At 60.8% G+C, this 20,987-nt stretch carries 21 protein-coding genes; 16 read left to right on the forward strand and 5 right to left on the reverse strand.

Annotated features, from left to right (window positions below; translation table 11 throughout):
• Window positions 1–61 precede the first annotated feature (61 nt).
• On the reverse strand, window positions 62–736 hold the full coding sequence (locus tag AC07YV_RS05715; protein WP_102698750.1) for an alpha/beta family hydrolase: 675 nt from the start codon (window positions 734–736) through the stop codon (window positions 62–64).
• Window positions 737–831: 95 nt separating this feature from the next.
• On the opposite strand from AC07YV_RS05715, the gene ccoN (AC07YV_RS05720) reads away from it, so the two are divergent.
• From ccoN (AC07YV_RS05720) to AC07YV_RS05795, 16 genes are all read left to right on the forward strand, one after another.
• Complete coding sequence (ccoN, locus tag AC07YV_RS05720; protein WP_102698751.1) at window positions 832–2,256, forward strand: cytochrome-c oxidase, cbb3-type subunit I; 1,425 nt, start codon at window positions 832–834, stop codon at window positions 2,254–2,256.
• 10 nt (window positions 2,257–2,266) lie between these two features.
• On the forward strand, window positions 2,267–2,875 hold the full coding sequence (ccoO, locus tag AC07YV_RS05725) for a cytochrome-c oxidase, cbb3-type subunit II (RefSeq protein WP_102698752.1): 609 nt from the start codon (window positions 2,267–2,269) through the stop codon (window positions 2,873–2,875).
• Between the two features lie 3 nt (window positions 2,876–2,878).
• Entirely contained in the window at window positions 2,879–3,076 is a 198-nt protein-coding gene (locus AC07YV_RS05730; protein ID WP_102698753.1) for a cbb3-type cytochrome oxidase subunit 3, read from the forward strand.
• Window positions 3,073–4,026: a cytochrome-c oxidase, cbb3-type subunit III gene (ccoP, locus tag AC07YV_RS05735; protein ID WP_102698754.1), complete on the forward strand. Its 954-nt coding sequence runs from the start codon at window positions 3,073–3,075 to the stop codon at window positions 4,024–4,026. Before AC07YV_RS05730 ends, ccoP (AC07YV_RS05735) begins: the two co-directional genes overlap by 4 nt.
• Window positions 4,027–4,508: 482 nt before the next feature.
• Window positions 4,509–5,951 (forward strand): cytochrome-c oxidase, cbb3-type subunit I, encoded by a 1,443-nt coding sequence (gene ccoN / locus AC07YV_RS05740; RefSeq protein WP_102698755.1) that lies wholly within the window; start codon window positions 4,509–4,511, stop codon window positions 5,949–5,951.
• Window positions 5,951–6,559, forward strand: a complete 609-nt coding sequence (gene ccoO / locus AC07YV_RS05745; protein WP_011333287.1) for a cytochrome-c oxidase, cbb3-type subunit II — start codon at window positions 5,951–5,953, stop codon at window positions 6,557–6,559. Before ccoN (AC07YV_RS05740) ends, ccoO (AC07YV_RS05745) begins: the two co-directional genes overlap by 1 nt.
• A gap of 5 nt (window positions 6,560–6,564) precedes the next feature.
• Window positions 6,565–6,750 carry a CcoQ/FixQ family Cbb3-type cytochrome c oxidase assembly chaperone gene (locus AC07YV_RS05750; RefSeq protein WP_003175465.1) on the forward strand — a complete coding sequence of 62 codons (186 nt, stop codon included), beginning with the start codon at window positions 6,565–6,567 and terminating at the stop codon, window positions 6,748–6,750.
• Window positions 6,747–7,724 carry a cytochrome-c oxidase, cbb3-type subunit III gene (gene ccoP, locus AC07YV_RS05755; protein ID WP_102698756.1) on the forward strand — a complete coding sequence of 326 codons (978 nt, stop codon included), beginning with the start codon at window positions 6,747–6,749 and terminating at the stop codon, window positions 7,722–7,724. Before AC07YV_RS05750 ends, ccoP (AC07YV_RS05755) begins: the two co-directional genes overlap by 4 nt.
• 977 nt (window positions 7,725–8,701) lie before the next feature.
• Window positions 8,702–10,117, forward strand: coding sequence for a cytochrome c oxidase accessory protein CcoG (gene ccoG / locus AC07YV_RS05760; protein ID WP_102698758.1), 1,416 nt, complete (start codon window positions 8,702–8,704; stop codon window positions 10,115–10,117).
• Window positions 10,118–10,128: 11 nt separating this feature from the next.
• Complete coding sequence (locus tag AC07YV_RS05765) at window positions 10,129–10,668, forward strand: FixH family protein (RefSeq protein WP_102698759.1); 540 nt, start codon at window positions 10,129–10,131, stop codon at window positions 10,666–10,668.
• 154 nt (window positions 10,669–10,822) lie between these two features.
• Window positions 10,823–13,276, forward strand: coding sequence for a heavy metal translocating P-type ATPase (locus tag AC07YV_RS05770; protein WP_102698760.1), 2,454 nt, complete (start codon window positions 10,823–10,825; stop codon window positions 13,274–13,276).
• A 22-nt stretch (window positions 13,277–13,298) separates the two neighbouring features.
• Window positions 13,299–13,517: a cbb3-type cytochrome oxidase assembly protein CcoS gene (gene ccoS / locus AC07YV_RS05775; protein ID WP_007971444.1), complete on the forward strand. Its 219-nt coding sequence runs from the start codon at window positions 13,299–13,301 to the stop codon at window positions 13,515–13,517.
• Complete coding sequence (locus tag AC07YV_RS05780) at window positions 13,510–14,193, forward strand: sulfite exporter TauE/SafE family protein (RefSeq protein WP_102698761.1); 684 nt, start codon at window positions 13,510–13,512, stop codon at window positions 14,191–14,193. Before ccoS ends, AC07YV_RS05780 begins: the two co-directional genes overlap by 8 nt.
• A gap of 163 nt (window positions 14,194–14,356) precedes the next feature.
• Window positions 14,357–15,739, forward strand: coding sequence for an oxygen-independent coproporphyrinogen III oxidase (gene hemN / locus AC07YV_RS05785; protein WP_102698820.1), 1,383 nt, complete (start codon window positions 14,357–14,359; stop codon window positions 15,737–15,739).
• Between the two features lie 90 nt (window positions 15,740–15,829).
• Window positions 15,830–16,561, forward strand: a complete 732-nt coding sequence (gene fnr, locus AC07YV_RS05790; RefSeq protein ID WP_102698762.1) for a fumarate/nitrate reduction transcriptional regulator Fnr — start codon at window positions 15,830–15,832, stop codon at window positions 16,559–16,561.
• An 80-nt stretch (window positions 16,562–16,641) separates the two neighbouring features.
• Window positions 16,642–17,190, forward strand: a complete 549-nt coding sequence (locus tag AC07YV_RS05795; protein ID WP_102698763.1) for an adenine phosphoribosyltransferase — start codon at window positions 16,642–16,644, stop codon at window positions 17,188–17,190.
• Window positions 17,191–17,277: 87 nt separating this feature from the next.
• Here AC07YV_RS05795 and AC07YV_RS05800 read toward each other — a convergent pair whose 3' ends face one another.
• From AC07YV_RS05800 to AC07YV_RS05815, 4 genes are all read right to left on the reverse strand, one after another.
• Window positions 17,278–18,426, reverse strand: a complete 1,149-nt coding sequence (locus tag AC07YV_RS05800) for an acyl-CoA dehydrogenase family protein (protein WP_102698764.1) — start codon at window positions 18,424–18,426, stop codon at window positions 17,278–17,280.
• Window positions 18,427–18,610: 184 nt separating this feature from the next.
• A complete protein-coding gene (gene recR / locus AC07YV_RS05805) occupies window positions 18,611–19,213 on the reverse strand; it encodes a recombination mediator RecR (protein WP_008050204.1) in 603 nt (200 codons plus the stop codon).
• Between the two features lie 79 nt (window positions 19,214–19,292).
• Window positions 19,293–20,327, reverse strand: a complete 1,035-nt coding sequence (gene curA, locus AC07YV_RS05810) for an NADPH-dependent curcumin/dihydrocurcumin reductase (RefSeq protein WP_102698765.1) — start codon at window positions 20,325–20,327, stop codon at window positions 19,293–19,295.
• Between the two features lie 263 nt (window positions 20,328–20,590).
• The gene (locus tag AC07YV_RS05815; RefSeq protein WP_007971455.1) at window positions 20,591–20,929 is read right to left on the reverse strand and encodes a YbaB/EbfC family nucleoid-associated protein; all 339 of its coding nucleotides are present in this window, start codon (window positions 20,927–20,929) and stop codon (window positions 20,591–20,593) included.
• Window positions 20,930–20,987 lie beyond the last annotated feature (58 nt).

A 20,987-nucleotide genomic window follows, 5' to 3' on the forward strand; every position in this document is an offset into this window, starting at 1 on the left:
TACAGGGACCACATTCCCCCTGTAGGAGCTGCCGAAGGCTGCGATCTTTTGATCTTGCTTCTTACAAAAAACCAGCCACCCTGCCCGCCGCAGCCGCCAAATGCTGCTCATGACTAAACCCGGAAGCCTTCAACGGCTTCAAGTCATGATCCCCCGCCGCCAGCCAGAACACCTCAATGCTCGGTGACAACGTGTAAGCCTCGACCGCCTCGCGATTGCCCAACGCATCGCGCTCGCCCTGCACAATCAGGGTTCGGGTTTTCAAAGCAGCCAAATGCTCCACCCGTGGCTTCTCCGGCTTGCCCACCGCATAAAACGGATACCCCAGGCACACCAGCGCATCCGCGCCCAACTCATCGGCGAGCAAACTGGCCATGCGCCCGCCCATGGACTTGCCGCCGATGGCCAGCGGCCCAGTGACATGGCGTCGCACCTGGGCATACACCTCGCGCCAGCATTCGAGCAGTTTCGGCGCCGGATTCGGTGGGCGCTTGCCGCCGTCGAGGCGCCGCTGCGCCATGTAGGGAAATTCAAAGCGCAACACGTTGACGCCTTGTGCGGCGAGGCGTGCAGCCATGTCGCTCATCCAGTCGCTGTCCATCGGTGCGCCGGCGCCGTGGGCGAGGATCAGCGTCGCCGTGGCCTTGCCAGTGGCGGCATTCCACAACCATCCATGATCCCGCACGCACTGCGCCCATTGATCCCCGTCAATACCGGCCTTGTGCCCTTTGTCCATGCTTGCCTCGCTTTTAGTCTGCCTATAACTCCGGCCGAAGGGTGCGCTGCCTTGCGCGAGTGCGCTCACTTCGGCTGAACCGTGGATGGGGAACCATGAACACTTCTATCAGTACCGCCTACAACTACAAGGTGGTCCGCCAATTCGCCATTATGACGGTGGTGTGGGGCATCGTCGGCATGGGGCTCGGGGTTTTTCTCGCTGCCCAGTTGGTCTGGCCCGAACTCAACTTCAATTTGCCCTGGACCAGCTTCGGTCGCCTGCGCCCGCTGCACACCAACGCGGTGATCTTCGCCTTCGGCGGCTGCGCGCTGTTCGCCAGTTCGTTCTATTCGGTGCAACGCACCAGCCAGACGCAACTGTTTGCACCGAAAATCGCCGCGTTCTGCTTCTGGGGCTGGCAGCTTGTGATCCTGCTGGCGGCCATCAGCCTGCCGCTGGGCTACACCAGTTCCAAGGAATACGCCGAGCTGGAATGGCCGATCGACATCCTGATCACCATTGTCTGGGTCGCCTACGCCATCGTGTTCTTCGGCACGATCATGCAGCGCAAGACCAAGCACATCTATGTCGGCAACTGGTTCTTCGGTGCGTTCATCATCACCGTGGCGATCCTGCACATCGTCAACAACATGGAATTGCCGGTCAGTTTCACCAAGTCCTACTCGCTGTACGCCGGTGCCACCGACGCGATGGTGCAATGGTGGTACGGCCACAACGCCGTGGGCTTTTTCCTCACCGCCGGTTTCCTCGGCATGATGTATTACTTCGTGCCGAAACAGGCCGAGCGCCCGGTGTATTCCTATCGCCTGTCGATCGTGCACTTCTGGGCGCTGATCACCCTGTACATCTGGGCAGGACCCCACCACCTGCACTACACCGCGCTGCCGGACTGGGCACAGTCGCTGGGCATGGTGATGTCGCTGATCCTGCTCGCGCCGAGCTGGGGCGGCATGATCAACGGCATGATGACCCTGTCGGGCGCCTGGCATAAGTTGCGCAGTGACCCGATCCTGCGCTTCCTCGTGGTGTCGCTGGCGTTCTACGGCATGTCGACCTTCGAAGGGCCGATGATGGCGATCAAGACGGTCAACGCCCTCTCCCACTACACCGACTGGACCATCGGCCACGTACACGCCGGCGCCCTGGGCTGGGTGGCGATGATTTCCATCGGCGCGCTGTACCACATGATCCCGAAAGTCTTCGGACGCGAGCAGATGCACAGCATCGGCCTGATCAACGCGCACTTCTGGCTCGCCACTATCGGCACCGTGCTGTACATCGCCTCGATGTGGGTCAACGGCATCGCCCAGGGCCTGATGTGGCGTGCGGTGAACGAGGACGGCACGCTGACCTACTCCTTCGTCGAGACCCTGGTGGCCAGCCACCCAGGCTTCGTCGTGCGGCTGGTGGGCGGCGCGATCTTCCTCAGCGGCATGTTCCTGATGGCCTACAACACCTGGCGCACCGTGCGGGCCTCGCAGCCTGCCGAAGTCGCCGCTGCCGCGCAGATGGCCTGAGGAGTCCGCCATGAAACACGAAACTATCGAGAAAAACGTCGGCCTGTTGTTGCTGCTGATGATCCTGGCCGTGAGCATCGGCGGCCTGACCCAGATCGTCCCGCTGTTCTTCCAGGACGTGACCAACAAGCCGGTGGAAGGCATGAAGCCCTACACCGCGCTGCAACTGGAAGGCCGCGACATCTACATCCGCGAAGGCTGCGTCGGCTGTCACTCACAGATGATCCGTCCGTTCCGCGCCGAGACCGAACGCTACGGGCACTACTCGGTGGCCGGCGAAAGCGTTTGGGACCACCCGTTCCTGTGGGGTTCGAAACGTACCGGGCCGGACCTGGCGCGGGTCGGTGCGCGCTACTCGGATGACTGGCATCGCGCGCACTTGTACAACCCGCGCAACGTCGTGCCGGAGTCGAAGATGCCCGCCTACCCGTGGCTGGTGGCCAATCAACTCGACAGCAGCCACACCGAAACCAAGATCAAGGCCATGCGCACCCTGGGCGTGCCGTACACCGACGAAGACATTGCCGGCGCCGTCGCTTCGCTCAAGGGCAAGAGCGAGATGGATGCACTGGTCGCCTACCTGCAAGTGCTCGGCACTGCGATCAAGAGCAAGAGGTGAGCCATGTTCATTGAAATGAGCACTGGAATGATCCGCGGCCTGGGCACAGTCGTCGTGTTCGTGGCCTTCGTCGGCCTGACGCTGTGGGTATTCAACAGCAAGCGCGGCCCGGAATTCGCCGAAGCGCGCCTGCTGCCGTTCGCCGACGAACCACAACCCGACATCACCGAAGATTCAGCAACAAGGAGTACCCGGCCATGACCACCTTCTGGAGTACGTGGATCTGCGTACTGACCATCGGCAGCCTGATCGGCCTGACCTGGCTGCTGATCGGCACCCGCAAGGGCGAGACCAAGGGCAGCGTCGACCAGACCATGGGCCACAGCTTCGATGGCATCGAGGAGTACGACAACCCGCTGCCGCAATGGTGGTTCATGCTGTTCGCCGGCACGCTGGTGTTCGCCGTCGGCTACCTGATCCTCTATCCCGGACTGGGCAACTGGAAAGGCATCCTCCCCGGTTATGAGAACGGCTGGACCGGCGCCCACGAGTGGGAAAAGGAAATGGCCAGGGCGGATGCGAAATTCGGACCGATCTTCGCCAAATTCGCGGCCATGCCACTGGAAGAAGTGGCCAAAGACCCGCAAGCGCTGAAAATGGGCGGTCGCCTGTTTGCCTCCAACTGCTCGGTGTGCCACGGCTCGGATGCCAAGGGTGCATTCGGCTTCCCCAACCTGACCGACAGCGACTGGCGCTGGGGTGCCAGCGCAGAAACCATCAAGACCACCATCATGGGTGGCCGGATGGCGATGATGCCGGCCTGGGGTGAAGTCCTGGGGGAAGACGGTGTGAAAAACGTCGCCGCTTATGTGCGCCATGATCTGGCCGGCCTGCCGTTGCCGGAAGGCAGCAAGGCGGACCTGCAAGCCGGACAGCAAGCCTTCAGCACCACCTGCGTCGCTTGCCATGGGGCAAACGGCCAGGGCACCGAAGCCATGGGCGCGCCAAACCTGACGCACCCGGCCGGCTTCATTTACGGCACCAGCCTGACGCAGCTTGAACAGACGATTCGGCATGGTCGCCAAGGCCATATGCCGGCGCAGAACGAACTGCTCGGCAACGACAAGGTGCAACTGCTGGCCGCGTATGTGTACAGCCTGTCCCACGGTTTGAATACCGAGCGCCTGCAGGCTGAAGACAACCGCGAATAAATCCCGACCGCTCTGCTGCCGCATTCTCCCGGATGCGGCAGTTCCCTGCCCCTTTGCGACGCATTGTCGCACCCTCTCTGACTCTTCCTTTCGGTTCCCCGGATTCAGGTCTAAGCTTCCCCCGATGCGGACTGGCCGGTGCCGGTTCCAGGTCGACCCTGAACGTTGTGTTCGACGAATCTGCCCGATGACAGGCCGCAAAGGCTGGTAGATACCGGCTATCGCGCCAGTTGCCTTCGGTCAGCCAAACGTTGCGTTTGAACACACCCCGTTACATCCGACCTGACCCCCTCGCCTGATCAGTCCGCCGGGACGTTTTGCCCGCGGGCAATTTTGTCCCTACGCGGCGCATGGAAAGGCCGCAGAATCAGCATTTGAAAGCATTGACCCAGGTCATGGCGCGTTGCAATGACCCCCTGCTTTCTCCATACTTGCGGCCGATTTTTAATCCTAATAAAACACCCAAACCGTGGAACCTTAGAATGAGCACAGCAATCAGTCCGACTGCTTATAACTATAAGGTAGTCCGCCAGTTCGCCATCATGACGGTGGTCTGGGGGATCCTTGGCATGGGGCTCGGTGTCTTCATCGCCTCGCAACTGGTCTGGCCGGAGTTGAACTTCGGTCTGGCATGGACGAGCTTTGGACGCCTGCGCCCGCTGCACACCAACCTGGTGATTTTCGCCTTCGGTGGATGTGCACTGTTTGCCACTTCTTATTACGTCGTGCAGCGAACCTGCCAAACGCGACTGATTTCCGACAGCCTCGCTGCCTTCACCTTCTGGGGATGGCAAGCGGTGATCGTCGGCGCGATCATTACCTTGCCGATGGGTTTCACCACCACCAAGGAATACGCGGAACTGGAATGGCCCCTGGCTATTCTGCTGGCCATTGTCTGGGTCACCTACGGTCTGGTGTTCTTCGGCACCATCGTCAAGCGCAAGACCAAGCACATCTATGTGGGTAACTGGTTCTACGGCGCCTTCATCGTCGTGACGGCGATGCTGCACATCGTCAACCACATGTCGCTGCCGGTCAGCCTGTTCAAGTCCTACTCGGCCTACTCGGGTGCGACGGACGCGATGATCCAGTGGTGGTACGGCCACAACGCCGTGGGCTTCTTCCTGACCACCGGCTTCCTGGGCATGATGTACTACTTCGTGCCGAAACAGGCCGAGCGTCCGATCTACTCCTATCGCCTGTCGATCGTGCACTTCTGGGCGCTGATCACCCTGTACATCTGGGCCGGTCCCCACCACCTGCACTACACCGCACTGCCGGACTGGGCTCAGTCGCTGGGCATGGCGATGTCGATCATCCTGCTGGCACCGAGCTGGGGCGGCATGATCAACGGCATGATGACCCTGTCGGGCGCCTGGCATAAGCTGCGCACCGACCCGATCCTGCGTTTCCTCGTGGTGTCCCTGGCGTTCTACGGCATGTCGACCTTCGAAGGCCCGATGATGGCCATCAAGACCGTCAACTCGCTGTCGCACTACACCGACTGGACCATCGGCCACGTACACGCCGGTGCCTTGGGCTGGGTAGCGATGATCTCGATCGGCGCCATCTACCACATGATTCCGAAACTGTTCGGTCGTGCGCAGATGCACAGCACCGGCCTGATCAACACGCACTTCTGGCTCGCGACCATCGGTACCGTGCTCTATATCGCTTCGATGTGGGTCAACGGCATCACCCAGGGCCTGATGTGGCGTGCAATCAACGACGACGGCACCCTCACCTACTCGTTCGTCGAAGCGCTGCAAGCCAGCCACCCGGGCTTCATCGTTCGCGCCCTGGGCGGTGCGTTCTTCGCCACAGGCATGCTGTTCATGGCCTACAACGTCTTCCGTACCGTACGCGCCTCGAACCCGGCTGAAGCCGAAGCCGCCGAACAGATCGTCGTAGTTGGAGCTCACTGATGAAGCATGAAGCAGTCGAGAAGAATATTGGCCTGCTGGCCTTCTTCATGGTCATCGCCGTCAGCGTCGGCGGCCTGACCCAGATCGTTCCGCTGTTTTTCCAGGACGTCACCAACAAGCCGGTCGAGGGCATGAAGCCCCGCACCGCCCTTGAACTGGAAGGCCGGGATGTTTATATCGCCAACGGTTGTGTCGGCTGCCACTCGCAGATGATCCGTCCGTTCCGTGCTGAAACCGAACGCTACGGCCACTACTCGGTTGCCGGTGAAAGCGTCTGGGACCACCCGTTCCTGTGGGGTTCCAAGCGTACCGGTCCGGACCTGGCCCGTGTCGGCGGTCGTTACTCCGATGACTGGCAGCGTGCGCACTTGTACAACCCGCGCAACGTCGTGCCCGAGTCGAAAATGCCGGCCTACCCGTTCCTCGTGGAAAACAAGCTCGACGGCAAAGACACCGCCAAAAAAATGGAAGTGTTGCGCACGCTCGGCGTCCCTTACACCGACGAAGACATCGCCGGCGCCAGGGATGCCGTGAAGGGCAAAACCGAAATGGACGCGCTGGTGGCCTATCTGCAAGGCCTGGGCACCATCATCAAAAGCAAACGGTGAATTAGATGGATATCGGGATGATTCGTGGCCTGGGCACCGTTGTCGTGATGGTGGCCTTCATCGGACTGGCACTGTGGGTGTTCAGTCCCAAGCGCAAGTCGGAGTTTGAAGACGCGACCTTGCTGCCTTTCGCGGATGATCCCGAAGCCATCAAGCACGTCGAGCAAGCTTCTAGGAGTAACAAAGAATGACTACATTCTGGAGTCTGTACGTCACAGTCCTCAGTCTCGGTACGATCTTTTCCCTGACCTGGCTGCTGCTGTCGACCCGCAAGGGCCAGCGCACCGAGCAGACAGACGAGACGGTCGGGCACTCCTTCGACGGGATCGAGGAGTACGACAACCCGCTGCCGAAATGGTGGTTCATGCTGTTCGTGGGCACCATCATCTTCGCACTGGGCTACCTGGCGCTGTATCCGGGCCTGGGTAACTGGAAAGGCCTGCTGCCGGGTTACGGCTACCTCGACAACGAGAAGCAGACCCCCTTCGCCAACGGCCAGACCGGCTGGACCGGTGTCCACGAGTGGGAAAAGGAAATGGCCAAGTCGGACGCCAAGTTCGGTCCGATCTTCGCCAAGTTCGCGGCCATGCCAATCGAAGAAGTGGCCAAGGACCCGCAAGCCCTGAAGATGGGTGGCCGCCTGTTCGCCTCCAACTGCTCGGTCTGCCACGGTTCCGACGCCAAGGGCGCCTATGGCTTCCCTAACCTGACCGACGCCGACTGGCGCTGGGGTGGCGAGCCGGAAACCATCAAGACCACCATCATGGGCGGCCGTCATGCGGTGATGCCGGCGTGGGCTGAAGTGATCGGCGAGCAAGGCGTGGCCGACGTGGCCGCGTTTGTCCTGACCAACCTCGATGGCCGCAAGCTGCCTGAAGGCGCCAAGGCCGACCCGGCTGCCGGGCAGAAACTGTTCGCCGCCAACTGCGTGGCGTGCCACGGTCCGGAAGGCAAAGGCACCCCAGCGATGGGCGCACCCAACCTGACTCACCCGGCAGCGTTCATCTACGGTTCGAGCTTCGCTCAACTGCAGCAGACCATCCGCTACGGCCGTCAGGGCCAGATGCCTGCGCAAGAGCAACTGCAAGGTAACGACAAGGTTCACCTGCTGGCCGCTTACGTCTACAGCCTGTCTCACGGTGAGAAGGCAGCGGACGCCGAGTAAGGCAAAGGCTTGATGCAACAAAAAACGGCCCCGCCAAATCACATTGGCGGGGCCGTTTTCATTTCAAGTCCATGCACACTTATTTGCGCACAGCTCCGTGGACTGACAAGCCCTCCCGGTTATTATTTTTCACGCACCCTTCGATCAACCAATAAAAAACGGCTTCGCCATTTCAGTTGTCGAAGCGGTTTTTTAAACGATCACGAATACACTTCGCATTCATGTGTATTAGCTGTAATCAAGGAAGATTACCGCCACCCAAACTGTCCAGACCGCCAGTCCCTTTCTTTTTGTCTGAAGATCGTTTTGCCTGGAGTTTTTGCGCAGTCGGCTCCACCGTATCGACAGTCGTAGCGGGTGCCGGAATCGTGCAGTCTGCACCAGGCTTATGAGCTTCGACAGTGGTTGGTCCAACAGCCTGAGTTGCTCGAGTGCAATCCTTATCATTAGTAGACATTTTTACTTATCCTTAAGTAGACACTTACAATATATACGGCGCACCATAAAACTTTATTGCCGCCGCACTAACAACCTATTAAATCAAGAGCAAAATATCCATCTACAAATAATCACAAAGCATGACCAAAGTTAAAAATATATTCCTCACAAATAAAACTTATCCGCCTTCTTAAATTATTAGACAGAAAACAAAACATCTAACGATCAAACCAGAACAGTCAAGTTAAGATATTTCCCGCGCATCAACCCACTGATATCCGCCCCCTCGCCGATACGGACTGTTTGCTCACACTAACCGCGCGGCCTTGCTGAAAACCATCCATACTTCACAAGTCAATTGACTCAGATCACGTTTTGTTACATTCGCTACACCATTCATGATTTTTACCCAACGCGACCAAAGGTCGCACCCGCAGGCTAGAGCGACAGGCGTATCATTGCGCCACTGCAACACCCCTTTTTGACCGCGGTCGGCACGTACTGACCGAGGCACTTTTCCACTGCCGTGGGATGCAATGATGAGCAACCAGATTCCGGTACACGACGTCACTCCACCCACCAAGAACGCGAACAACAGCGTCGACCTCTACGCCGCCAGGGAAAAAATCTACACCCGCGCCTTCACCGGCCTGTTCCGCAACCTGCGGATGACTGGCGGTGCCCTGTTGTTCCTGCTGTATTTCGGTACGGTGTGGCTGGACTGGGGCGGTCATCAGGCGGTCTGGTGGAACCTGCCGGAGCGCAAGTTTTTCATTTTCGGCGCCACCTTCTGGCCCCAGGACTTCATCCTGCTGTCCGGCATGCTGATCATCGCCGCGTTCGGCCTGTTCTTCATCACGGTGTATGCCGGACGGGTCTGGTGCGGATATACCTGCCCGCAAAGCGTCTGGACCTGGATCTTCATGTGGTGCGAAAAAGTCACCGAAGGTGATCGCAACCAGCGCATCAAGCTCGACAAGGCGCCGATGAGCGCCAACAAGTTCCTGCGCAAATTCAGCAAGCACAGCCTGTGGCTGTTGATCGGTTTCGTCACCGGCATGACCTTCGTCGGTTACTTCTCGCCAATCCGCGAACTGGTGTTCGACTTCTTCAGCGGTCAGGCGGATGGCTGGTCTTACTTCTGGGTCGGTTTCTTCACCCTCGCCACTTACGGCAACGCTGGCTGGTTGCGCGAACAGGTGTGCATCTACATGTGCCCGTACGCGCGCTTCCAGAGCGTGATGTTCGACAAGGACACCCTGATCGTTTCCTACGACCCGCGCCGCGGTGAAAGCCGTGGCCCGCGCAAGAAAGGCATCGATTACAAGGCCCAGGGCCTCGGCGACTGCATCGACTGCACCATGTGCGTCCAGGTCTGCCCGACCGGTATCGACATCCGCGACGGCCTGCAAATCGAATGCATCGGCTGCGCCGCCTGCATCGATGCCTGCGACGCCATCATGGACAAAATGGAATACCCGCGCGGGCTGATCAGCTACACCACCGAACACAACCTGTCCGGGCAGAAAACCCATAAACTGCGTCCACGCCTGATCGGTTATGCCGTGGTACTGCTGGCGATGATCAGCTTGCTGGTGACCGCGTTTTTCATGCGTGCGCTGGTGGGTTTCGATGTCAGCAAGGACCGCGTGCTGTACCGCGAGAACGCCGAAGGCCGGATCGAAAACGTCTACAGCCTGAAAATCATGAACAAGGACCAGCGCGACCATACCTACCTGCTCGAAGCCTCCGGCCTGCCGGATCTCAAATTGCAGGGCCGGCGCGAGATCAAGGTCGCGGCGGGCGAGATCGTCAGCCAGCCTGCCGAGCTGTCCGTCGCACCGGAAAAACTGCCGTCGAGCACCAACGAGGTGAAATTCATCCTCAAGGATGCCGACGACGACAGCATCCACATTGAAGCCAAGAGCCGGTTCATCGGCCCACAAATTCGTTGAGAGAACTGAACATGCCCGCAGCAACTGCCGCAAGCCCCTGGTACAAGCACCTCTGGCCGTGGATCATCATCGGGATCCTGGCCTGCTCGGTGACCCTGACCTTGTCCATGGTGACCATCGCGGTGAAGAACCCGGACAACCTGGTCAACGACAACTACTACGAGGCCGGCAAAGGCATCAACCGCTCCCTCGACCGTGAGCTGCTGGCCCAGAACCTGAAAATGCGCGCCAGCATTCATCTCGATGAAGTGACCGGCGAAGTTGACCTGCGCCTGAGCGGCGACAGCCATCCGAAAACCCTGGAGCTGAACCTGATCTCGCCGACACAGCCGGAGAAGGATCGCAAGATCACCCTGGCCCGCAGCGAAACCGAACAGGGTCGCTACATCGGCCAATTGAGCGACAAGATCGAAGGCCGACGCTTTGTCGAATTGCTCGGCACCCAGGACGAGCACATCTGGCGCATGTTCGAAGAAGAACTGGTCAACCATGACAAGGATCTGCTGCTCGGTGACGAACCGTTGCAAGGTGCCGAAGACCTGAATAAATAAAGCAGCGCTTCGCGCATCGCGAGCAAGCTCGCTCCCACAGTTGATCACCGCCGTGCTCAGAACCTGAGTACACCTATGATCCCTGTGGGAGCGAGCTTGCTCGCGATGAGGCCCTATCAGACGCCAGAGATTCAGCAGTACTAGTGAATACTCCATGACCACCACCCCACTCCCCTGCTACCACTGCGCCCTGCCCGTCCCGGCCGGCAGTCGCTTCACCGCCGTCGTACTCGGGGAGCCCCGCGAGTTCTGCTGCCCGGGCTGCCAGGCCGTGGCCGAGGCCATAGTCGCGGGCGGCCTGGATAGCTATTACCAGCACCGCAGCGAAGCCTCGGCCAACCCCGAGGCGCTGCCGGTACAACTGGTCGACGAACTGGCGCTGTACGATCGCGCCGATGTGCAGCAGCCCTTTGTCCGCCACGAAGGCGAACTGGCCGAAACCACACTGTTGATGGAAGGCATCAGTTGCGCCGCCTGCGGCTGGTTGATCGAGAAACACCTGCGCACCTTGCCGGCGGTAGCCGAAGCGCGCCTGAACCTGTCCAACCATCGCCTGCACGTGCGCTGGAGCGACGCGCAATTACCCCTGAGCCGGGTCCTCAGCGAACTGCGCCACATCGGGTACGCCGCACACCCCTATCAGGCCGACCGCGCCAGCGAACAGCTGGCCAGCGAAAACCGCCTGGCCCTGCGCCAGCTTGGCGTGGCCGGATTGCTGTGGTTCCAGGCGATGATGGCAACCATGGCCACCTGGCCTGAATTCAACATCGACCTCAGTCCAGAACTGCACACCATCCTGCGCTGGGTCGCGCTGTTCCTCACCACCCCGATCGTGTTCTACAGCTGCGCGCCGTTTTTCAAAGGTGCCATGCGCGATCTGCGCACCCGCCACCTGACCATGGACGTTTCCGTGTCACTGGCCATCGGCAGCGCCTACGTCGCCGGGATCTGGACCTCGATCACCGGGGTGGGCGAGCTGTATTTCGATGCCGTCGGCATGTTTGCCCTGTTCCTGCTGGCCGGGCGTTATCTGGAGCGGCGCGCCCGTGAGCGCACGGCCGCCGCCACCGCGCAGCTGGTGAATCTGTTGCCCGCCTCGTGCCTGCGCTTGACCCCCGAAGGCCAGAGCGAACGCATTTTGCTCAGCGAACTGCGAATCGGTGATCAGGTACTGGTTCATCCAGGCGCCATTCTCCCGGCCGATGGCAAGATCCTCGACGGCCAGTCGAATATCGACGAATCGCTGCTGACCGGCGAATACCTGCCGCAACCTCGCACCCTCGGCGATGCGGTCACCGCCGGTACCCTGAACGTCGAAGGCGCACTGACTATCGAGGTCCAGGCCCTGGGCCAGGACACGCGCCTCTCGGCCATCGTTCGCCTGCTCGACCGTGCCCAGGCCGAAAAACCGCGTCTGGCGGAAATCGCCGACCGCGCCGCGCAATGGTTCCTGCTGTTGTCGCTGATTGCGGCTGCGGCCATTGGCCTGTTGTGGTGGGAACTGGACTCATCGCGAGCCTTCTGGATCGTGCTGGCGATGCTCGTGGCGACCTGCCCGTGCGCCTTGTCGTTGGCGACGCCGACCGCCCTCACTGCGGCCACCGGCACCTTGCACAAGCTCGGTCTGCTGCTGACCCGCGGCCATGTGCTGGAAGGCCTGAACCAGATCGACACGGTGATTTTCGACAAGACCGGCACCCTCACCGAAGGGCGTCTGGCGTTGCGCTCGATCCGCCCCCTCGGCGCCCTCGACAGCGACCAATGCCTGGGCCTCGCCGCCGCCCTGGAAAACCGCTCCGAACACCCGATCGCCCGTGCTTTCGGACGCGCGCCGATGGCGGCCGAAGAAGTCCACAGCACCCCGGGTCTTGGCCTGGAGGGGCTGGTTGAAGGGCGACGCCTGCGCATCGGTCAACCGGGATTCGTCTGCGAACTCAGTGGTGCCAAGGCGCCGCCGATGCCCGAAGAAGCCGGCCAATGGCTGCTGCTCGGCGACAGCGAAGGGCCGCTGGCCTGGCTGGTCCTCGATGATCGCTTGCGTGCCGATGCGCCGGTATTGCTGGCCGCATGCAAGGCGCGGGGCTGGCGCACGCTGTTGTTGTCCGGCGACAGCTCGCCGATGGTCGCCAGCGTGGCGGCAGAACTGGGCATCGATGAAGCCCGCGGCGGCTTGCGCCCGGACGACAAACTGCAAGTCCTGCAACAACTGCACAAGGAAGGTCGCAAGGTGTTGATGCTGGGGGACGGGGTCAATGACGTGCCGGTGCTGGCGGCTGCGGATATCAGCGTCGCCATGGGCTCGGCCACCGACCTTGCGAAAACCAGTGCCGATGCGGTGCTGCTGTCCAACCGCCTCGATGCGCTGGTGCAAGCCTTCAGCCTGGCGCGGCGCACCCGTCGGGTCATTATCGAGAACCTGTTGTGGGCCGGGTTGTACAATGGCCTCATGTTGCCTTTCGCCGCCCTCGGCTGGATCACTCCGGTCTGGGCGGCAGTAGGCATGTCGATCAGTTCGTTGACCGTGGTGCTGAACGCGCTGCGCCTGACTCGAATGCCGAGCGAGCGCGCCCTCGACACCCCGCCAGAAACCCGCCCGCTGCCGGCCTGAGCCGCGCGGGCATGGAGTCCAGATGCCAGCTCTTTACGTGATGATTCCCGCTGCGCTGCTGATCGTGGCCATCGCCGTCTATATCTTCTTCTGGGCGGTCGACAGCGGGCAGTACGACGACCTCGACGGCCCGGCCCACAGCATCCTGTTCGACGACCAGGACCCGAACCACACCGCCGCCGTAGACGAGGCCAGCGGCCAACCGGCCAAACCGCAAGACAAGGCCCCGCCCCATGCTTGAACTGGCGCCACTGCTGGTATCGGCGGTGATCCTCGGCTTGCTTGGCGGCGGTCATTGCCTGGGCATGTGCGGAGGCTTGATGGGCGCGCTGACCCTGGCGATTCCCAAGGAGCAACGCAGCCGCCGCTTTCGCCTGCTGCTGGCCTACAACCTGGGGCGGATTCTGAGTTATGCCTGCGCCGGACTGTTGATCGGCCTGGCCGGATGGGCCGTGGCCAGCAGCCCGGCGGCGATGTTCCTACGCGTCCTCGCCGGCTTGCTGCTGATTGCCATGGGCCTGTACCTGGCCGGCTGGTGGAGCGGCCTGACCCGCATCGAAAGCGTCGGTCGAGGCTTGTGGCGGCACATCCAGCCAGTCGCCAACCGGTTGCTGCCGGTATCGAGCCTTCCGCGTGCGCTGCTGCTGGGCGCGCTCTGGGGCTGGCTGCCATGCGGCCTGGTTTACAGCACCCTGCTATGGTCGGCCAGCCAGGGCAATGCGCTGGACAGTGCATTGTTGATGCTTGCGTTCGGGCTTGGTACCTGGCCGGTGCTGCTGGCTACAGGCCTTGCCGCCGAGCGCGTCACCGCGGTGTTGCGCAAGCGCAGTGTGCGCATGGCGGGTGGGATGCTGGTGATGCTGTTTGGTCTCTGGACACTGCCGGGGCCGCATCAGCATTGGCTCATGGGGCATTAAAAGCAAAAGATCGCAGCCTGCGGCAGCTCCTACATGGATCGCGTACACCTGTAGGAGCTGCCGAAGGCTGCGATCTTTTGATCTTGATGTAAATCAAGATGCCCCACCCCGCCCTCGCATAAAGTGGCCGACACTGCCAGCCTATCCGGGGAATGCCCGCATGATGCTCGACGCCATTCGTTGGGACACTGATCTGATCCGCCGTTATGACCTGGCGGGACCCCGCTACACCTCGTACCCGACCGCCGTGCAATTCAACAGCCAGATCGGCACCTTCGACCTGTTTCACGCCCTGCGCGACAGCCGCAAGGCCCAACGTCCATTGTCCCTTTACGTGCACGTGCCGTTCTGCGCGAACATTTGCTACTACTGCGCCTGCAACAAGGTCATCACCAAGGATCGCGGCCGGGCGCAGCCGTATTTGCAGCGCCTGGAACAGGAAATCCAGCTGATCGCCTGCCACCTCGACCCCACACAGAAAGTCGAGCAACTGCACTTCGGTGGCGGCACACCGACCTTTCTCAGCCACGACGAACTGCGCCAGCTGATGGCGCACTTGCGCAAACACTTCAATTTGCTGGACGACGATTCCGGCGACTACGGCATCGAGATCGACCCCCGCGAGGCCGACTGGTCGACCATGGGATTGCTGCGCGAACTGGGCTTCAATCGGGTCAGCATCGGCCTGCAAGACCTCGACCCGGCGGTGCAGCGAGCGGTCAATCGCCTGCAAAGCCTGGAGGAAACCCGCGCCGTGATCGACGCCGCCCGCACCTTGCAGTTTCGCTCGATCAACATCGACCTGATCTACGGCCTGCCTAAACAGACGCCAGAGAACTTCGCCCGCACCGTCGATGAAGTCATCCGTCTGCAACCGGACAGGTTATCGGTATTCAACTACGCCCACCTGCCGGAGCGCTTCATGCCGCAGCGGCGCATCAACAGCAATGAACTGCCGACACCCGCGCAGAAACTGGAAATGCTGCAGCGTACCATCGAGCAACTGATCAACGCCGGTTACCGTTACATCGGCATGGACCACTTCGCCCTGCCCGACGACGAGCTGGCTATAGCCCAGGAAGAATCGACCCTGCAACGCAATTTCCAGGGCTACACCACCCACGGTCATTGCGATCTGATCGGCCTGGGCGTCTCGGCAATCAGCCAGATCGGCGACCTCTACTGCCAGAACAGCAGCGACCTGAACCACTATCAGAACACCCTGGCTTCTATGCAACTGGCCACCAGCCGCGGCCTGCTGTGCAATGCCGATGACCGGCTGCGACGGGCGGTCATTCAGCAATTGATCTGCAATTTCAGCCTGGAATTTTCCGACATCGAACAGGCCTTCAACATCGATTTCCAGGGCTATTTCGGCGATCTCTGGCCTCAGTTGCAAGACATGGCCAAAGACGGGCTGATCGAGCTCGATCGCGACAGGATCACCATCCTGCCCGCCGGGCGACTGTTGGTGCGTTCGGTGTGCATGGTGTTCGACGCGTACCTGGAACAACACAGTCGCCAGCGATTCTCGCGGGTGATCTAATTCTGCAAGCTAGCGCCCCAGACTGGCCTCGATCTCCTATGGTGAGTTACCCTTACGTCTTATGTGTGAATTCCCACAAGGATTGAAGAAATGTCCGAGCCAGTAAAACAGCGCGCTCATAGCCAAGCCCATTGCAAGGATTGCAGCCTGGCCCCTCTTTGCCTGCCACTTTCGCTGAATCTGGAAGACATGGATGCGCTGGACGAAATCGTCAAGCGCGGCCGGCCGCTGAAAAAGGGCGAGTTTCTGTTTCGCCAGGGCGATACCTTCGATTCTGTCTACGCAGTCCGTTCCGGCGCCCTCAAGACCTTCAGCCTGAGCGACTCCGGTGAAGAACAGCTCACCGGTTTCCACCTGCCCAGCGAACTGGTCGGCCTGTCGGGCATGGACACCGAAAAGCACCCGGTGTCGGCACAAGCCCTGGAAACCACCTCGGTGTGTGAAATTCCTTTCGAACGCCTCGACGAACTGGCCCTGCAACTGCCGCAGTTGCGCCGTCAGTTGATGCGGGTGATGAGCCGCGAAATCCGTGACGACCAGCAGATGATGCTGCTGTTGTCGAAAAAGACCGCCGACGAACGCATCGCCACCTTCTTGGTCAACCTGTCGGCACGCTTCCGCGCCCGGGGTTTTTCCGCCAATCAGTTCCGCCTGAGCATGTCGCGCAATGAAATCGGCAACTACCTGGGCCTGGCGGTGGAAACCGTGTCCCGGGTCTTTACCCGCTTCCAGCAAAACGAGCTGATTGCGGCAGAAGGCAAGGAAATCCGGATTATCGACCCGATCCAGCTGTGCGCCCTGGCCGGTGGCTCACTGGACTGAAACAAAACGTCGTGGCTGAGCGAAACGGTTCAGCCGCCGTTATACTGCGTCGTTTGCAGCCCTGCCAGGACACCTAGACGATGGTCTTCGACTCCTTCGACATCAAATCCCTCATCCGCCCTGTCATCGACTTCCCGAAACCGGGTGTGATCTTTCGCGACATCACCCCGCTGTTCCAGTCGCCCAAGGCACTGCGCCTGGTGATGGACAGCTTCGCCCACCGTTACGTCGAGGCTGACTTCACCCACATCGGCGCGATGGACGCCCGTGGCTTCCTGATCGGTTCGGTACTGGCCTATCAGTTGAACAAGCCGCTGGTGCTGTTCCGCAAGCAAGGCAAACTGCCGGCTGACGTGCTGGCCGAGGGCTATGCGACCGAATACGGCGAAGCCTTCCTGGAAGTGCACGCCGACAGCCTGTGCGAAGGCGACTCGGTGGTGATGTTCGATGACCTGATCGCGACCGGCGGCACCCTGATTGCCGCCGCCAACCTGATCCGCCGCATGGGCGCACGGGTGCATGAAGCGGCGGCGATCATCGACCTGCCGGAGCTGGGTGGTTCGCAGCGCCTGGAGGACATGGGCATTCCGACGTTCTGCCTGACGCAGTTTGCGTTGAGCGATATGTAACAAACGTCAAAAGATCGCAGCCTTCGGCAGCTCCTACATGGATCGCGTATACCTGTAGGAGCTGCCGAAGGCTGCGATCTTTTGCTTCTAAAGCCCCATCTGCTTGCTGATGATCTCGTTCATCACTTCCCGCGTCCCGCCGCCAATCGACAAAATCCGGTTGTCGCGGTACAGCCGCTCCACCAGGCTCTCGCGCATGTATCCCAGCCCACCGAGTATCTGCACCGCATCGGTCACGATCCGGTCTGCGGTATCCGTCGCAAAATTCTTGGCCATGGAAATTTCCTTGATCACACTCTGCCCCGACGCCATCTTTGCCGCCTGGCGATAAGTGAATTCCCGGGATACCTCCAGCGCGGTCGCCATCTCGGCGAGACGATGCTTGATCACCTGAAACTTGCCGATCGGTTTGCCAAAGGCTTCGCGCTGGCGCGCCCACTTCAGGCTCTCCTCCAGCGCCAACTGTGCGGTCATGTTGGCCATCAGTGCCAGGGCCAGGCGCTCGCTCTGGAAATTGCCCATGATGCAGGCAAAGCCCATGTTCTCGGCGCCGATCAGGTTTCCCGCAGGCACCAGGCAATCATCGAAGAACAGCTCGGCGGTGTCTGACGCCCACCAGCCCATTTTCTTCAGTTGCCGTCCTACGGTGAAACCGGGGGTGCCCTTTTCGATCAGCAACAGACTGATGCCGGAGAACCCCGGCTCACCGGTACGCACCGCGACGGTATAAAAGTCCGCACGCACACCACTGGTGATAAAGGTTTTGCTGCCATTGACCCGGTAAAAATCGCCGTCACGCACGGCGCGGGTTTGCAGGTTGGCGACGTCGGAGCCGCCGCCGGGCTCGGTGACGGCCAGGGCGCTGATTTTCTCTCCCGACAACACCTGGGGCAGCACACGATCCCGCACTTCGGGTCGGGCCCACTTGAGAATGGGCGGCAAGCCGATATCCAGTGAACCAAGACCCGCCACCAGCCCGCCTGAGCCGCAGCGCATCAACTCCTCACTGGCGGCAACCTTGGCGAACAGATCCCCTTCGTGGCTGCCTCCGTAAGCCTCCGGGTAGCCGATGCCGAGAATCCCCGCTGCGCCGGCCTTGAGGTAGAGCTCGCGAGGAAAGCTTTCGGCTTCTTCCCACTGCTCGATATCAGGAAGGATCTCGCGTTCGACGAATCGTCTGACGCTGTCACGGACCAATTGGTGGCTGGGGTCGAAGTATTCCTGAAAGGCAGACATCGGCGAGCTCCACTGAAGGGGTCAGTGAAGTTAACCGAGCGCTTGCTTGGTTTACAACAGGATTGTGTGAATCAGCGACACCGAGGTGCGCCCTTCGCGAGCAAGCCCGCTCCCACAGGGGATTGCATTCCAAATGTGGGAGCGGGCTTGCTCGCGAAGGCGTCAGCATGGACGCCACATGAACTCAGAGCGAAATCGGCTTACGCCCGGCAAACGAATGCGCCAGCGTGCCGCCATCCACCAGTTCCAGCTCACCACCGAGCGGCACGCCGTGGGCGATACGCGAGGCGATCAGGCCTTTGCTGCTGAGCAACTGGGCGATGTAATGCGCAGTGGCCTCACCTTCCACGGTCGGGTTGGTCGCCAGGATGACTTCGGCGAAGGTGCCAGCCTCTTCGATCCGCGCCATCAATTGCGGGATGCCGATGGCTTCCGGCCCCAGTCCGTCGAGCGGCGACAGATGCCCCTTGAGCACGAAGTAGCGCCCGCGGAAACCGGTCTGCTCCACCGCATAAACGTCCATCGGGCCTTCCACCACGCAGAGCAAGGTGTCGTCGCGACGGGTATCGGCGCATTGCGGACAGAGATCATCTTCGGTCAGCGTACGGCACAAGCGGCAGTGACCGACCCCTTCCATGGCCTGGCTCAAGGCCAGCGCCAGGCGTGAGCCGCCGCTGCGGTCACGCTCGAGCAACTGCAACGCCATGCGCTGGGCGGTTTTCTGACCCACGCCTGGCAAAATTCGCAGGGCGTCGATCAGTTGGCGAATCAAAGGGCTGAAGCTCATGGTGGAAAAGTCCGACAAAACAACGAGACGCGGTTTATACCCGCGCCTCGGTTGAGCGTCAAATTGCAGCGTCAATTACTCAGTCCCGGGAAACCCGAACCACCAGTTTGCCGAAGTTGCGCCCCTCCAGCATGCCGATGAACGCGTCGGGAGCCTGTTCCAGGCCATCGACCACGTCTTCGCGGAATTTCACTTTGCCATCACGCACCCAGGGCGCCATGGCACTGAGGAATTCCGGCTGGCGATCACCATAGTCATCGAACACGATGAAGCCCTGGATGCGCACCCGCTTGGTCAACAGGGTGCGCTGCAACAGGGGCAGGCGATCCGGCCCGCTCGGCGCTTCATGGGCGTTGTAGGAGGCAATCAGGCCGCACAGTGGAATCCGCGCCTTGGGATTGAGCAACGGCACCACGGCGTCGAAGACCTTGCCGCCGACGTTTTCGTAGTAGATGTCGATGCCCTTGCCGCAGGCCTTGGCCAGCTCATCGGCAAAGTCCGGACTCTTGTGGTCGATGCAGGCGTCGAAGCCCAACTCGTCGACCACATAACGGCACTTGTCCGCCCCGCCGGCCACGCCAACCACACGCAACCCCTTGATCTTCGCCACCTGGCCGACCACCGAACCCACCGCGCCGGAGGCCGCTGCAACCACCAGGGTTTCGCCAGCCTTGGGCTGGCCGATGTCCATCAGGCCCATGTACGCGGTCATGCCCGGCATCCCCAGCACCCCAAGGGCCATCGACGCACTGGGCAATCCCGACGGCACCGGGATGATGCTGCGCCCGTCATTGATGCTGTGGCTTTGCCAACCAGTGGCACCGACCACCAGGTCACCTTCCTGAAACTTCGGATTGAGCGAACGCTCGACCCGACTGACCGCGCCCCCGGTCATGACTCCGCCGATTTCCACCGGTGCGGCGTAGGACGGAGCGTCGCTCATGCGTCCGCGCATGTAGGGATCCAGCGACAGGAAAACGGTCTTGAGCAGCACCTCACCGTTGGCCAGCTCCGGCAACGCCACCCGCTCCATGCGGAAGTTTTCCGGCGTTGGCGCGCCGACGGGGCGTGAAGCCAGGACAATGCGTTGATTGAGGGTCATGGGGTCGGACATGGCAGCGTCTCCTGTGATCGATGGGGTTGGGTGATATAGGGAGCAGACCTTTGTGGCGGTATGGCGTTCGATGTGTTTTCAGTTGCACCTAGGCGACTTCTTCGCGAGCAGGCTCGCTCCCACATTTGCAATGCAATCCTCTGTGGGAGCGAGCCTGCTCGCGAAGGCGCCATCACGGACGACACATCCCCAACAGCCAGAAACAAAAATGCCAGGCGCAATGCCTGGCATTTTTTGTAGCTCATCTGCCGCCTGAAGGCGAATCAGAATGGCAGTTTCATGCCCGGCGGCAGTTGCATGCCGGCAGTCATGCTGCCCATCTTGTCCTGGCTGTTGGCTTCGATCTTGCGCACGGCATCGTTGACCGCGGAGGCGATAACCGCTTCCAGCATTTCCTTGTCGTCTTCGCTCATGCCTTCAACCAGGCTCGGGTCGATGGTCACGCTCTTGACGTCATGACGACCGGTCATCACCACGGTGACCATATCGCCACCGGCCTTACCGGTGACTTCGGCGTTGGCCAGCTCTTCCTGCATCTTGGCCATTTTTTCCTGCATCTGCTGCGCCTGCTTCATCAGGCCGGCCATGCCACCTTTCATCATGGTAATCACCTCTAAAGTACTTGGATCAAAACAGCGCCCGGCGGAATGTAGCCGAGCG

Source organism: Pseudomonas sp. GW456-E7 (genome assembly GCF_059424105.1).

What these genes read in the sequence shown, in the direction of transcription:
- AC07YV_RS05715 (WP_102698750.1), bottom strand. Translation starts at nt 736, where the DNA reads ATGGACAAAGGGCACAAGGCCGGTATTGACGGGGATCAATGGGCGCAG.
- ccoN (WP_102698751.1), top strand. Translation starts at nt 832, where the DNA reads ATGAACACTTCTATCAGTACCGCCTACAACTACAAGGTGGTCCGCCAA.
- ccoO (WP_102698752.1), top strand. Translation starts at nt 2,267, where the DNA reads ATGAAACACGAAACTATCGAGAAAAACGTCGGCCTGTTGTTGCTGCTG.
- AC07YV_RS05730 (WP_102698753.1), top strand. Translation starts at nt 2,879, where the DNA reads ATGTTCATTGAAATGAGCACTGGAATGATCCGCGGCCTGGGCACAGTC.
- ccoP (WP_102698754.1), top strand. Translation starts at nt 3,073, where the DNA reads ATGACCACCTTCTGGAGTACGTGGATCTGCGTACTGACCATCGGCAGC.
- ccoN (WP_102698755.1), top strand. Translation starts at nt 4,509, where the DNA reads ATGAGCACAGCAATCAGTCCGACTGCTTATAACTATAAGGTAGTCCGC.
- ccoO (WP_011333287.1), top strand. Translation starts at nt 5,951, where the DNA reads ATGAAGCATGAAGCAGTCGAGAAGAATATTGGCCTGCTGGCCTTCTTC.
- AC07YV_RS05750 (WP_003175465.1), top strand. Translation starts at nt 6,565, where the DNA reads ATGGATATCGGGATGATTCGTGGCCTGGGCACCGTTGTCGTGATGGTG.
- ccoP (WP_102698756.1), top strand. Translation starts at nt 6,747, where the DNA reads ATGACTACATTCTGGAGTCTGTACGTCACAGTCCTCAGTCTCGGTACG.
- ccoG (WP_102698758.1), top strand. Translation starts at nt 8,702, where the DNA reads ATGAGCAACCAGATTCCGGTACACGACGTCACTCCACCCACCAAGAAC.
- AC07YV_RS05765 (WP_102698759.1), top strand. Translation starts at nt 10,129, where the DNA reads ATGCCCGCAGCAACTGCCGCAAGCCCCTGGTACAAGCACCTCTGGCCG.
- AC07YV_RS05770 (WP_102698760.1), top strand. Translation starts at nt 10,823, where the DNA reads ATGACCACCACCCCACTCCCCTGCTACCACTGCGCCCTGCCCGTCCCG.
- ccoS (WP_007971444.1), top strand. Translation starts at nt 13,299, where the DNA reads ATGCCAGCTCTTTACGTGATGATTCCCGCTGCGCTGCTGATCGTGGCC.
- AC07YV_RS05780 (WP_102698761.1), top strand. Translation starts at nt 13,510, where the DNA reads ATGCTTGAACTGGCGCCACTGCTGGTATCGGCGGTGATCCTCGGCTTG.
- hemN (WP_102698820.1), top strand. Translation starts at nt 14,357, where the DNA reads ATGCTCGACGCCATTCGTTGGGACACTGATCTGATCCGCCGTTATGAC.
- fnr (WP_102698762.1), top strand. Translation starts at nt 15,830, where the DNA reads ATGTCCGAGCCAGTAAAACAGCGCGCTCATAGCCAAGCCCATTGCAAG.
- AC07YV_RS05795 (WP_102698763.1), top strand. Translation starts at nt 16,642, where the DNA reads ATGGTCTTCGACTCCTTCGACATCAAATCCCTCATCCGCCCTGTCATC.
- AC07YV_RS05800 (WP_102698764.1), bottom strand. Translation starts at nt 18,426, where the DNA reads ATGTCTGCCTTTCAGGAATACTTCGACCCCAGCCACCAATTGGTCCGT.
- recR (WP_008050204.1), bottom strand. Translation starts at nt 19,213, where the DNA reads ATGAGCTTCAGCCCTTTGATTCGCCAACTGATCGACGCCCTGCGAATT.
- curA (WP_102698765.1), bottom strand. Translation starts at nt 20,327, where the DNA reads ATGTCCGACCCCATGACCCTCAATCAACGCATTGTCCTGGCTTCACGC.
- AC07YV_RS05815 (WP_007971455.1), bottom strand. Translation starts at nt 20,929, where the DNA reads ATGATGAAAGGTGGCATGGCCGGCCTGATGAAGCAGGCGCAGCAGATG.